Origin of the sequence: Thermodesulfitimonas autotrophica (genome assembly GCF_003815015.1) — a bacterium.
Classification (GTDB): domain Bacteria; phylum Bacillota; class Desulfotomaculia; order Desulfotomaculales; family Ammonificaceae; genus Thermodesulfitimonas; species Thermodesulfitimonas autotrophica.
In genome coordinates this window covers 1-12,605 of record NZ_RKRE01000004.1, presented here as the reverse complement: position 1 = coordinate 12,605, position 12,605 = coordinate 1, and the positions used below count along the sequence as shown (strand labels likewise).

The 12,605-nt window shown below is 62.8% G+C and carries 12 protein-coding genes; all 12 read right to left on the bottom strand.

The window, feature by feature from the left end; genetic code table 11:
* Positions 1-30 precede the first annotated feature (30 nt).
* A complete protein-coding gene (locus EDD75_RS10905) occupies positions 31-303 on the bottom strand; it encodes an HU family DNA-binding protein (protein WP_123932061.1) in 273 nt (90 codons plus the stop codon).
* 22 nt (positions 304-325) lie between these two features.
* Positions 326-646, bottom strand: coding sequence for a hypothetical protein (locus EDD75_RS10900; protein ID WP_123932059.1), 321 nt, complete (start codon positions 644-646; stop codon positions 326-328).
* Between the two features lie 27 nt (positions 647-673).
* Positions 674-1,717 carry a ParM/StbA family protein gene (locus EDD75_RS10895; protein ID WP_245963174.1) on the bottom strand — a complete coding sequence of 348 codons (1,044 nt, stop codon included), beginning with the start codon at positions 1,715-1,717 and terminating at the stop codon, positions 674-676.
* Positions 1,707-1,991, bottom strand: coding sequence for an HU family DNA-binding protein (locus tag EDD75_RS10890; RefSeq protein ID WP_123932057.1), 285 nt, complete (start codon positions 1,989-1,991; stop codon positions 1,707-1,709). The genes EDD75_RS10895 and EDD75_RS10890 overlap by 11 nt, the downstream gene beginning before the upstream one ends.
* Before the next feature lie 14 nt (positions 1,992-2,005).
* Positions 2,006-2,518, bottom strand: coding sequence for a hypothetical protein (locus EDD75_RS10885; protein WP_123932055.1), 513 nt, complete (start codon positions 2,516-2,518; stop codon positions 2,006-2,008).
* Positions 2,519-2,595: 77 nt separating this feature from the next.
* A complete protein-coding gene (locus tag EDD75_RS10880; RefSeq protein WP_123932053.1) occupies positions 2,596-6,099 on the bottom strand; it encodes an S-layer homology domain-containing protein in 3,504 nt (1,167 codons plus the stop codon).
* Positions 6,100-6,219: 120 nt separating this feature from the next.
* Entirely contained in the window at positions 6,220-6,447 is a 228-nt protein-coding gene (locus EDD75_RS10875) for a hypothetical protein (RefSeq protein ID WP_123932051.1), read from the bottom strand.
* A 7-nt stretch (positions 6,448-6,454) separates the two neighbouring features.
* Positions 6,455-8,218 carry a hypothetical protein gene (locus EDD75_RS10870; RefSeq protein ID WP_123932049.1) on the bottom strand — a complete coding sequence of 588 codons (1,764 nt, stop codon included), beginning with the start codon at positions 8,216-8,218 and terminating at the stop codon, positions 6,455-6,457.
* A complete protein-coding gene (gene rnhA / locus EDD75_RS10865; RefSeq protein WP_170157814.1) occupies positions 8,211-8,663 on the bottom strand; it encodes a ribonuclease HI in 453 nt (150 codons plus the stop codon). Before rnhA ends, EDD75_RS10870 begins: the two co-directional genes overlap by 8 nt.
* A gap of 53 nt (positions 8,664-8,716) precedes the next feature.
* Complete coding sequence (locus EDD75_RS10860) at positions 8,717-10,084, bottom strand: DnaB-like helicase C-terminal domain-containing protein (protein ID WP_123932045.1); 1,368 nt, start codon at positions 10,082-10,084, stop codon at positions 8,717-8,719.
* A 395-nt stretch (positions 10,085-10,479) separates the two neighbouring features.
* Complete coding sequence (locus tag EDD75_RS10855) at positions 10,480-11,361, bottom strand: hypothetical protein (RefSeq protein ID WP_123932043.1); 882 nt, start codon at positions 11,359-11,361, stop codon at positions 10,480-10,482.
* A 92-nt stretch (positions 11,362-11,453) separates the two neighbouring features.
* The coding region (gene ltrA, locus EDD75_RS10850; RefSeq protein WP_123932041.1) for a group II intron reverse transcriptase/maturase at positions 11,454-12,605 on the bottom strand (1,152 nt) is incomplete at its 5' end.

Genomic DNA, 12,605 nt, shown 5'->3' with positions numbered 1-12,605 from the left:
ATTATAACTCGAATAACCGGGGAGTGCAAGCTACTTCACCGCTTCCTTCAGCAGTTTGCCCACACGGAACCGCACGGCCCTCTTCGCCGGGATGACGATCTCTTCCCCGGTGCGCAGGTCGCGGCCCTTACGCTCCTTTGTGGTTACGACCGCGAAGGCCCCGAAGCCGGGCAGGACGACCTTTTCGCCCTTCGCAGCGGCCTCTTTGACGGCCTCGCAGAAGGCGTCAACCGCGCGGGCCGCGTCCTTCTTCGTCAGGCCGGACTTCTCGGCCACAAGGGAAACAAAGTCGGTCTTGGTCAAGCGGACTCACCCCCTTTCCCCGTTAATCGAAAGCGGCGAAAAACCCCGCCGCGTCGAACCCCTTCTTTTCGCTATCTTTCGGCCCCGGAGACCGGATCCCTGCCGATTCCAGGGCCGCAAGCCGCTCCTCAATCCGCTCCAACCGCTTCGCTAAGTCCAAGAGCTCCACTGCTACCTTCGACCGGGAACCCTCCTTCACCTCAAAAATGAAGTGGTCTGCCGGAAGCCGGATTTCCAGACGGCGCGAGGGTTTGGAGGCTTTTTCGGCGTCTCCCTGTCGGAAGTTTTTCTTCTTCCCTGCCAACAGCACCACCACCTTCCGGTTCGACAGCAGCGAAATCACCTTCCGCGCTTACTGCGCCAACGCTTTTCAGCTTCCGGCAAGCGCCTTCAAAAAACCGACCGCGTTCGCGTAGACCGGCTCTTCCGGCACCACCACGCCCGGCAGGCACGCTTCGAGGCGCTCCTTAAGAAGTAAAACTCCGCCGCCGCACAGGATCACGGTTTTTACGAACCCGGCCCGGTTGCCCCACGCCCCTATGACCCGCTGGCTTACCGCCTGCGCCGCGTCGGAAAGCGCCCTCTCGACCGCCGCGAAAAGGTCGACCGTCCGGCCGTTGAACGTTATCCGGCGGGCCTTCACCGCCCCCTCCCGCATTTCCACCGGGAGAGGCGCGCCGGTCTGGGCCTGGAACTCCGCCGCCACAGCCCGGTGAACCAGGTGGACGCCGACCTCCGCGCCGCCGCAGCAGTCAAGGACCGGCACCGGCCTGCCGTCCTGGACCTCCAGCAGCAGGTAGTCGGTCGTGTATTGTCCGACATCCACCACGCCGACAAGCCCCTCTCCGGGCAGGAGCTCCGGGCAGGCCGCGACCGCTCCTGCCCCCTGGGGCAAAACCAGCACGCGGTTGAAGCTGATGTAACGCTCTTCGCCGCCGTCAACCAACACCCACGCCGCCAGTGTCTTCAGCCGCGCCGCCAAAGCGTTCTTCTGCGACCGGTAGTAGGCCAGCGGCAGGCCTACCGCGAGGTCGGCCTGGCCCGGAAAAGCTCCAGCGCCCCCGACACCTACCAGGTAGGCCGCCGTCAGCACCAGCAGGTCGTGCATCCCCTCCGGCTTCTGCCGGGAGAGAGTCGCCACCGCCGCCAGAGACCGCAGGGCCGCCTCGCCGACCAGCTTCTCCTCCGCCTCGCCGTTCAGGTAACGCACCCGCACCCGGTGCCCAGGGCCGTTGGACAACGCCCCGGCCAGCGGGTCCTCGACCGCGGGCGCGACCACGCTCGGGAAGCAGGCACGCTTGCCGCTGGTGGAGACGGCCTTGGTGTAGCCGTAGCCAATATCCGCGGCGACCGCGCGCCGGGCCGGGCTAGTTTGGGTTGCAAGCGCAGGTTTTTCGAGCACGCTAACGCTCACCGCCGTCATCTCCCTTCGATTCGTTTAGTTCTCTCAAAAAGCCGACCGCGGGCTTGAACTTGACCGTCAGCTTCCGCGTTCCGTCCCTCGGCTCCCGACCACGCCGCGAACGGCGCGGGTGAAATGTCCCAATCCCGGCCAGGCGGACCTTCTCGCCCCGCCTGGCGGCGTCCAGCAGGCAGGCGCGAAAGTGCTCCAGGATGAGCTCGCGCACGTCTTTCTTGTAAGCGTCCATCCGCTTGCTAAGGTCCTTGATTACTTCCTGCGTGTTCAAGGTATCACCCCCAATTAAGCGTCGGTTTTTGGCGGCGAAGCATCCGAACCCGAAGGGTTTGGCGCAGAAACGACCGCGATCCCGTCCCGCCACTCAACCGTCCAACCCTGCTTCTCAAAGGTCTCCCGCAGCGGCACCAGAGGCAGCGGGCCGCCGTTGGCCGCCTGGTCCAGCTCGGCAGGGGACACCTTCACCCGGATCTCTGGGTTGGAGCAAACCACTACCTCGCTGTTGTCGAAGTCGAACCAGTCCGCCGCGTCCAACGCAATGCAAACAGCGTCCAGCGGGACGAAAAGCCTGCCGTTCCGCAACTCCGGCGGGCGGCTCAGGGTTTCCGCAACCAGAAAGCTTTCGCCTCCCTGATAAACCAAGAGCCATACGGACGGAACGCCCGGCTGAAACCCGGCGGCCTTGACCTCCGGCAGGCCGGGGAAGCCGCCTGCCGGTTCCCCGGAAGCAAAAGCGAAAGAAGCAGCCGCCGCCGTCAACGCAACAACAACCGCGAGCACGAAGAGGAACTGCCGCATAGAAACCACGCTCCTTGTGTTTGTTTTGTTGTTCTCAAAAAAAAGAGGCCCCGGATTACTCCAGGGCCTCTTCACTTTTACCATCCCAGTTCCCGCAGCAACCGCAGCAGCACTGTCAACGCTTCCGCGCGGGTGATGTGCGCGTTCGGTTTTAAGCTGCCGTCCGGGTAGCCGGACACAACGCCGTCGGCGACCACAGCCTTGGCCCAGTCCGGCACGTCCCTCGCGTCCCGGAAAGCCGACAGGTCGGCGGGCTTCGCGCCGATCTTCTTCAGCGCGTTGCTCACCATCGCCGCGGCCTCGATCCGGGTTATCGGCTCGTTACCGGCGAAGTCGCCCGGCGCACGGCCTGAAGCAAGCCCGCTCGCCAGGGCTGCCGCCACGTTCGTCCGCGCCCAGGCAGGGACGTTCTTTACCCCGGACAAGACGCGCTCCTGCTCCTCCGGCGTAGGCGTCAGAAGCACCTGGTACACTTTCTGTTCGCCCTCCGGCAGGACGCCTAAAGCGCGGGTCAGGACGGCGACGAACTCGGCCCTGGTGATCTCCCTGTCCGGACCGCAGGGCCGCTCCAGGCTGGCGGGGTCCTTCGGGTTCGGGTAGCCCTCCACCAGCGCCAGGCCGTTCATCCGGTTGATCCCCGGTTCGGCCCAGTGCCCGGCCACGTCAGTGAAGCGCGGCTGCCGCACCGCAAACACCGCCACCCAGCCGGAGTAGCCGCCGTCGTTGACTACCTTGACCGTCTTGCCGTCCGGCTGCGGGTAACTGGCCAGTGCCACCCATTTGCCATAGCGTTCGTTCCAGTAGTAGACCCTCGGCGTCAGGCCCTTCTCTTTCGCCTCGGCCAGGCGGTCGCCCCGGGTGATGTCAACGGTAAATTCTTTCCCTTCAGCTTTTTCTCCCGCAGGCGCATAGCCGGTCTTCACCGCTTCCGCCACCAGGGGCATATGCCCCGGCCAGCGCGCGATGAACACGCTCTCCGGCAGGTTCTCGACCGGGGGCGGGGCTTCGGCATTGGGGCTGCCGCCCGAACCGCCACCGGAAGAGGGCGCAGGAGGCGAAGGCGGCGGGGAGGCGACCGGCGCAGGCAGATCGTATTTGACGATGTTATCGCTGGTCACGTAGTACCACGAGCCGTAGAACACCGACGGGGTGTAGGTCAGCCGCACCGGCGCCACAGGGCAATCGGACGCCAGCACGAATTTATCGTCCGCCGTGGCCGACACGACGTCGCTCGGCGCAACCCCAACCAGGTCGCCGGTAGACCGCAGGTAAATCACCGGCCCCAGCGCGACCCAGGTGTTGCCGAGCACCGGCCTGCTCAGGGTGCCGACGGCGGCGGGATCGGGCGCAGTCTCCCACAGCACGGAACCGGTGCCGCCGAACGCTACCAGGTGGTAAGCGCCGGTGGAGTCCACCGCCGCGGCAACCGATCCGGCGGCGTCACCGGCAATGACGACAGGCTTCTGCCAGGTAGGAGAGTATATGCCGCCATAGGCGTAGCCGCGATAAGCGACACCCGCCACCGAGAGGGCGTCGGCCTCCCCCGCAGGCGCGGGCAGGTCGATTACTGCGCTGAGCAGCCCCACGGTCACCCGGTCGCCGTGAACGGCAACGGTCGGTGGGGTCGCCACGCCTGTATTACCGTAGGCGTAGTAAAGCGACGCGGGCGTTATCCCGTTCCCGATACCCAGCAGTAAGTTGGTCAGCGTGGTGGCGCCGAGCAACGCGCCGGTTTTGCCGTCGTACCGCAGCAGGGAAACGTTGCTCATATCCGCCTCGGCCACGACAACCGTGCCGTCAGCCAGGAACGCCGGGGGCGAGATCGCAGCAGATCCCAGGCCCGCGCTCCAGTGAAGCGTCCCGTCAGGGTTGAAGCAGTCGAGGGACGCGCTGATCGCGTCCGCCTTGGCCGCCGCAACGGAGCCGTCGGTCGGGTTGACTGCGGGCGCGGTGTAATTGCCTACAACCTGCCACTTGCGCGTCCCCGTAGCGGTGTCGACGGCTTCCAGACCTTCACCGACCGCCCCGGCAACGTTGCCGTGGGCGATGTAAAGCGTATCGACAGACTTCGCTACGCCGAAGCCGAGATACCTGCTGCCGGTGTCGTGAAACCATTTCCGCTCCGCGGTCGGGTCCGGCGCCTTATGCTCCGCCTCGACAACCGGTGAACCGGGCACCACGGCGAAGGCACTCACCGGGTTGATCTCGGCGGTCCAGGTGAGGGATTGAGTGTTTAATCCGGTCCCCAAGGCTGCCCCCCAGTGCTGCACTGCCCCTGGAGCGAACGTCACGGTCACCGTGCCGGTCAGGCCCGGGCCGAGCACGTCCTGGAGGTGGTAGACAGCGGTAGAAACACCGCCCCAGAGGTCGATTTCGTCATAGCGCACGGTGCAAGGCAGCCCGCCCAAACTGTAGCTCTTAACCCCGAACGGCGTCTTTACTTCCACCGTCACCAGCGACGGATCCGCCACAGCCACCGGCACAGAGAACCGCGGCGCGATGGGACCGTGACCGTAGCCTATTGGAATAGATTGGGCGTCACTGACGCAATCCGACCCGGAAGCGAACATGGTCTCTCCGGGTGAAAGCAGCGTCGGCTCCTGCGCCGGAACCGTGAAGCTGAGCGTGGACGGAACCGCGGCCGCGCCGTCCGTCCCCTGGAACCAGTAGTATGAGGTGGTGAAGCTCACCGACCCCGCGGGCCAGGACGAGGGGGAGCCCCCGTACCGCCAGGATTCGTCGGGGACGATGGGATAGACGCGCCAAACGGCAGGGTTCGCAGCGTCCTGTTCGGCCTTAACTTTAAAGACCGCAGGACCCGAGGCGGTGATCGGCGCGCCTATGACTTTTGCGGCTTTGTTGAACGTGACCACCAGCGGGTCCTGTATTGTTGCGGGATAGACCGCGGAAACCACCTGCAAAGGCTCCAGCACAACGACGGGCTGCTGCAAACTGAGCGTCTGGTAGGTGTAAGTTATGACCGTCTGCCCCACCCCTGCGGCGGAGATAATGAAGGCGCCTGTCCCGTTCGGCGTTACGGACGCCACGGCTGGGTCGACCACGGTCGCCGTGGTAGCGGCAATCTCCTGGTGGCCGTCGGGCCAGTAGACGTAAGTGTATACCGGAGTGCTGTAACCTACCGGCGCACCGTAAGTCAGCGTGACGACGCTACCAGCCTTGATTCCCGCTGCGGAGGTGTAGAAGCTGTAGCTGAAAGCAGCGTTCGGCGTAAGGTACACCGCGTCCGCCACCGCGCCCTCTGCCAGCGCGACGGTGATCTTGTCGCCGGCGGGCAGGCCCGGCACAGTGATATCCACCTGGGCGGGGTTGGCGGCGTTGACCGCAACAGCCGATACTGGGATAGGGCCGTAGGCATAGCCGGTGACGCTGAAGTATGCCGCGTTCTGCACCGTTACCGCCTGGTCAAAGACCAGGTTCAGCGTGGTGGTAGTTTCCGGTACCCAGGTCGTCCCTGAAGTAGGCGATGTTGCGGTCACAACCGGTGCAGCCTGGGCGACGCCTGCAAAAAACAGGGTGAGCGCGGCAGCGATTGCAAACAAAATAAACGCACGCTTAAGCACAAGGCCATCCCTCCTGTAAGTTTTTTAACCCCGACCGGCACATAAGTTCACCCCCTCCAGCCGGATATGATTGGGGCCTCTAAAAAACAAAAAGCCGGGCCAAAGCCCGGCGCTTTTCATTCACGAAAAATAAACGAAACAATCGCTGTCTAACGAAGCTTCTACGGCCTCTTCAGATTCTTTCAGTTGCCTTTCCAGAGCCTGGAAATGCTCTTTTCCAAGGAGCCCAAAGTTTAAAGCGGTTTTAATTAGATTGCTCAGTTCTTCTTTTTTTGTGGGAAGTTCGCCATCAAGCGTAGCAAGAAAGATATAGTATTCCAGCGCCTCATACACCTGCTGTTGCAACAAGACAAACTCACCTCCCTTCCCCCAGAACCTCCCTGAGCCCCATCCCCCACTTCCGCCGGAACACCGCAGGCGACAGCTTAAAAGCGTCCCTCACCCGCTCGGCCTCCTCCGGCGTCACCGGGTCGCCCCAGAGCGCGTCCCCCACCTGCGGCGCGTTTTCTGGCGGTTCCGGTGCGGCGGGCACCACCTGGAGCTTGGTACCGGAACCGGCTTCCTCCACTCTCGCACCACTTTTCGGTACGAACGGTCGCAGCCAGGGCAGGTCCTCAAGGCGCTTGCCGGTCGCTTCGCAGTAAAGCGCGTCGAGCGCGAAATCAAATTGGTCAGTAGGATACCGCCCCGACGGCACGTCCGGCACGGCGGGGTTAAGGGGTACGCGCGTGCGCTTTTCGGACGGTTCGGGTTGCGGTTCGGGCGGTTCCGTCGGCACCGCTTCCGCGCCCGCCGCCGCCTCTTTAGCCGCTTTCTTCGCGGCCAGCAGCGGGTACAGTGCCCAGTATAGCCTCGCCGCATCTTTACCCGCTGCCCGGATTTCTTCGGCGTCCTGTAAAACCCTCACGGCTTCCTGCGGCACGTTGCCGTCCGGGAACGCCACTATCGCAGCGTTCCCCGCCGCGTAAGCCTCCCGCGCGGCGTTCCAATCGTTCATCGTCACCACCACGAGCTTCCGGTCCCAACCCTCCGGGACCGCCACGCGGCCGGGCAAGCGGCTCTCGCTGGCTACAGCGCTTTCCTTCTTCCTCCACCCCGGTTCCATCAGGTCGCGCAGGTCGTTCCAGCCCTTCCCGGCGCAGGAGTTGTGGTGGCACTTCGCCGCCACACGGCCCGCAGCGTCTTGGTAGACGAACGCGCTCAGGTTCGCGTGCTCCGGATCCCAGGGGCACCGCCGCAGCACCCACAGCCTGCCGCCGTTCCAGCTTTTCTCGGACTGGACCTCCACGCCGTGCGCCCGCAACCACTCGCCCACGTCGAAGCCCGCTTTGCCGTGAAAGCCGCCATTCCCAGGCTGCGGCGCCATAGCCGCCACGCGGTCCAGGTCTTCACACGGCACCGGCTGCAGGGACTCGGGTACCTCGATCAACCGCGCCATCCGGTGCGGCCGGTCCGGGAGGTTATCGCCTTTAGCCGCCAGGGTACCGTAAAGCTTCCAGATCCGCGCGGCGTTATAAACCTTCCGGTCCACCTCCACCCCGGCCCCGGAGTGAAACGCCGCCACGGCGTCGACCGTGCGGCGCACCAGTTCGGTAGCTTCCGCAGTGTTCGGAAGGTCCACGCGGTAAAGCAGGTGCGCGCCGTTGCCCGAATCCGCCAGGACCGGCTCCGGCCAGCCCAGGCCCCGCAGCCAATCCCGCACCTGCCGGGCCCTCTCCAGGGCGGCCTCATGCTCGGCGTCAGAGCTGGAAACCCCTGCCGGGCGCACGGGGTCGAAGTCCAGGCCGAGCCATTGCCGGGCAACCACATCTGCGTCACCAGCGGTATTCTTTGCCCAGGGCTGGCACCGCCCGGCGCACCGGGCAAGCAGGGCAGGGTCGAGCGGGTTGAGGGTGACGTAAACCGCACTCACCCTCACCGTTTCGCCTTTCCGGTTCCTGAAGCCACCGGAGAGCTTCGCGGCCCACTCAGCCAGCTCGCCCGGGTCGGAGAAGTACCCCGCGATGGTGCCCATCCGTGTGGATGGCACCCGCAGCTCGACGCAGAAGTCTCGCCACGGGCCAGGGCCGAACAATAAACCCAGGGCACAGTGGATTTCGTCGGCATCGGCTTTAAACACGCTTGATCGCCTCCCTGCCCGTGTAGCGGTAGTAAGCCCGCCGTGAGAGAGTGTCAGCTGTCTCGTTCTCCTCTCGAGGCACCCAGCGGAAGCGAACAGATGCGAACCGGCTGGCAAGTTCCCGCGCTTTCCTGTAAAGCGGCATCAGCAGGGGCGCGTTTACGGCATACTGGCCAGTCAGTTGCCGGACAACAAGCTGGCTGTCAGAACGGACCTCGATCTCTTCTCCGGCGTAGCCGTTCTTTATCAACCACTCCAGCGCCCGGATAACCGCCGTGTATTCGGCTACATTACTCGTAGCGCCCGGGCCGGAACAGACAACGCCGTAGCGCGCCATAACCCGCTCGCGCATAATTTCCGCGCAATCCCGGTAGGCCAGCCAGCCGTAGGTGGCCACGCCCCCCGGGTTGGGCTCACAAAGACCGTCACAGAAGACAATAACCAAAACGAAATCACCCCCCCTAAAAAAAGAGAAGCCGGGGTTGCACCGGCTTCTCTTTAGAATGGTGAATTATCTAAGTCAAAGTCTGGTTTTAAACCTAAAGCATCGCCTTCCTCTGTAAAAATACTTAAATCCCTCCACTCCTCTAACCGGATAACGCCAGTCCAGCCGGTGTAGCGGTTCTTGCGAACACGGAGGTCTTTCTTTTTCATATTTACGCTCTGCTCGTTCTCCCGCGCCCGCGGGTCCTTGTCCGGCGGCCACTCCAGTTGGAGGTAGAGGTCGCAGTCGTAATTCACCTGGCCCGATTCCCTTGTGTCCCCCTCGCGGTTGAGCGCCGCAACGCATATCACTGTCCATCCCTCTTTATTAGCCATCAAGACTGCCTGTCGACTCACCCGGTCAATCCGGTGCCGCAGCGCGTCTTGCAGCCACTTCTCCTGCGTCGCGCCTGCCTCCACGTGGGCCAGCGCCTGGAGATAATCGATCACCACCATCACGTGCCGGGCACTCAGGCGCTTCTGAAACGCTTTGGCCTTCGCGCGGATATGCGCCATCGTCGTGTTCTCCGTTACCTCTATCACCGCGAACCTCCGCCCTTTGGCTGCATCCCACTTCGCCCTCCCGGCCGAAAGGGAAGCGACGTCGCCCGTGCCCCGCGAGGCATAGTCGTACCAGTTCAGCCGTCCCTCTATACATATTAGCTTTAGCCGCATTCTCCAGGGTGGCTCCTCCGCCGTAACGTAAACCACCGCCGTATCCTCCACCTCCAGGAACCGGTTCGCCAGCCACAAAGCGAAGTGCGTCTTGCTCGTCCCCTCCCTCCCGGCGAGGACCCACGCGCCGGGCTGCACGCCGCCCGTCGCGCGGTCCAGCGAGCGCAACCCCAGCGGCGGCCACGGGACCGGCCGGCCTGTCCGCGCTACCGCATCGGCGACCTCCCTAACACGGGCGTCCATCTCGGCCGCAACCTCCGCATCGGCAAGGGTGACCAGCCTGCCAGCCGTCAAACCCTGCACCGCCTCCTCTGCGCGCTGCAAAGCCTCCTGGACGCGCAGGAACACCTGATCCGCGGGCAACGCCGGGAGGTCGCGCCACGCCGCCTCGAGCGCCTCCGCGGCCAGCCGCTTCCGGGCCAGCTCGGCCAACTCTGCTACCGCAGCGTCAAGATCGAAGCCCGCCGGGACGTCGACCTGCGGCACCGCGCCTGGCGGAACCGGTTTTTCTTCGGCTACGGCGTCAGCCAGGGCGGCGAACGCCTCACCGTGGCACGGGAAGCACGCGGGTGAGAGATAGTCGCTCAGGCGGTAGAACTCCTCCTCTCCAACTTGAGCCAAAGCGCGGAGCACGCGCGCCTCCAGGTCCGGGTTAGTAAAAACGGCCGCCGGAGCCGCCAAAGGAACTACTTTTGCGATATGAACCACTCCCTTCCCGAAAGGTTGTATCCTAAATTAAAAAAAGACCCGGGATCATTCCCGGGCCTTCGGGAAGGGAAGCCCGCGCCGTGAACGACGCGGGCGGGACACGCGGATTTATGAGGAAAAGCCAGGTTACGGAACCAGGTAAGTCAGGTAAGCCAGGAAGGGGGGCGGCAGGGTGCCCCGTCAGGGGCGGGTCCCTGCCGCCCCTCTCTTTAGGTCTTTAAAAGACCTTTAGATCTTTAGCCGCGACCGCGGGCATCGAAGCCTACAGCCGCAAGGTACAGAAAAATTTTCCAGTTGATATTGGGTCACGTTTTCGTTGATATTGGGTCACGTTCACCGTTGATATTGGGTCACATTTTCGTTGATATTGGGTCACATACCGCTGTGATATTGGGTCACATCCCCCGTTTGGTGCGGAGGACGTAAACCGGTTTCCCGTCTATTCCACCCCGTATCTGGTATTCCAGGACACCAGCCGCCGCCAGGCCGTCCAAAATCCTCCGGATTGCTCGTCGCCGCTCGATGGTCCGAGGGGAGCGAAGGTCTAATATCTCTTCTACTGTGCTCTCTTTCCACTCAGCAGGGTTGCGACGCTCTGCAGCCAGGCGGTAAACCAAGTTCTTCGCGTGCGCTACTTGTCTGCGGGGCAGCTTCTTTGCCGCGTCCAGCCACCAGGTAGGGATGGTTGCTGGGGGAAGGAGGTTTAGCAGTGTAGCGTAGGGCTCCGTGATGCAGATGATCGTCCGTTTTTTATTAGGTGGGACCTCCTTACCGTCCCGCATTCCCTCTACCCCTACATAGCTTATGAAGCCGTAAGTCAACATAGTGGTCTCTTTTTTTCGCCCGGCCTTGTCCAACTTGGTAATAACCTCTTGGTTCACGATGGTGAACGCACGAAGAAAGGCCAGCGCGGTCTGGATCTCCCGCAGGTTCTCCTGGTTTACCGGTATGCCAGCCAGTCGAGCGATTTCCCGCAGGGTAGTGTAAATCTTACGATCCTCTGGCCTTTGCTGGTACCAGAGGGTGGTGACCGCAGCCAGCACGTCACGGACGAGGTGTATTTTAGGTAAGAAAGGAATAAACTCCCGGGGGATAAGGAACTCCCTCTTATCCCCCTGCCACCGCCACCAGGCGGCCTCGAGGATTAGCTGTTTTTGATGGTCTTGCACCAGGCGGCGCATATCCTTCTCCGCATCCTGCCGTTTCGTGGGGCACCTGAATGCGTGGGCGTCCCGCGCGAAGTTTCGTTCCATCTTCAGGTTTAGGTTCTCCGCCATCCCGCCGCTCACCTCCCTTCTAATCGAGTAGGAGGGGGCGGTTAACCCCCGTCCTCTCACACCACCGTACGTACCGTTCGGTATACGGCGGTTCATAAGGTTGAACGAAGCTCACGGTAACCTTCGACTAAGCTGATAAGCCCCTGGTCGCGCCAGTAGGCAAGGCCAAGGGCTTTGCTTACTTGAGGAGAGATAGCCAGCCGCCAGTAGCCCTTGCGTGACCCAGCAACCAGCCTGGCCCACCCTTTAGGAATGCCGAGGACAACAAGGTTGCGCCACTTGGTGCGCGGTTTCTTCCACTGCTTCAATAGACACATCCGCAAGCGCCGCCGTATCCATTCGTCCAGGGATTGGAACACGCTCGGGGTATCTATCAGCCGGAAGTAACCTACCCATCCCTTGAGGTAAGCGTTCAGTTGCTCAAGGCGTTCTTTCAGGCTTATGCTGCGGCTGCGTTTGGTCAGTTGCCGTATCTTATCCTTGAACCGCTGAGCGGTCTTCGGGGCCAGCCGAATGCGCGGCTCTTTGTCCCAGGTGAAGGAAAACCCCAGGAACTTCCGCCGCCAGGGCCGGTCAACAGCACTTTTCTCCCAGTTGATTCTCAGCTTGAGCCGCCCCTCTACAAACCGGCGGACGCTTTCCATCACGCGCAGACCCGCCCTCCGGCTCTTGACGTAGATGTTGCAGTCGTCCGCATAACGGGCAAATTTGTGCCCACGCCGCTCTAATTCTTTGTCCAGGTCGTCAAGGATGATGTTGGCTAAAAGGGGACTTAGCGGCCCTCCCTGCGGTGTGCCCTCCTCCCGCCGGATACAGCATCCGTTGACCATTATCCCGGCTTCAAGATAGCGCCGGATGAGTCTGAGCAGGCGCTTGTCCTTGACTTTGCGCGCTACCCTGGCCATCAGAAGGTCATGGTTGACCCGGTCAAAGAACTTCTCCAGGTCAATGTCCACCACGTACCTGTATCCCTGCCGAATATACTCCTGGGCCTGTCTTACCGCCTGGTGGGCGTTTCGTCCCGGTCTGAAACCGTAACTTTGCTCGGAGAATCCTGGGTCAAAGATGGGCGTCAGTACTTGCAGAAGGGCCTGCTGGATGAGGCGGTCCAGCACCGTGGGGATGCCTAACAGCCGCACGCCTCCGTCGGGTTTCGGGATTTCGACCCTGCGGACAGGCTGGGGCCGGTAGGTCCCCTGAAGGAGTTCTTCACGAACCTGGGGCCAGCGTTCTCGTAGGAGGTC

Bases quoted from the DNA above. Each gene is read 5' to 3' on its own strand.
- EDD75_RS10885 (WP_123932055.1), bottom strand. From the start codon at position 2,518: ATGCGGCAGTTCCTCTTCGTGCTCGCGGTTGTTGTTGCGTTGACGGCG.
- EDD75_RS10855 (WP_123932043.1), bottom strand. From the start codon at position 11,361: ATGGCGGAGAACCTAAACCTGAAGATGGAACGAAACTTCGCGCGGGAC.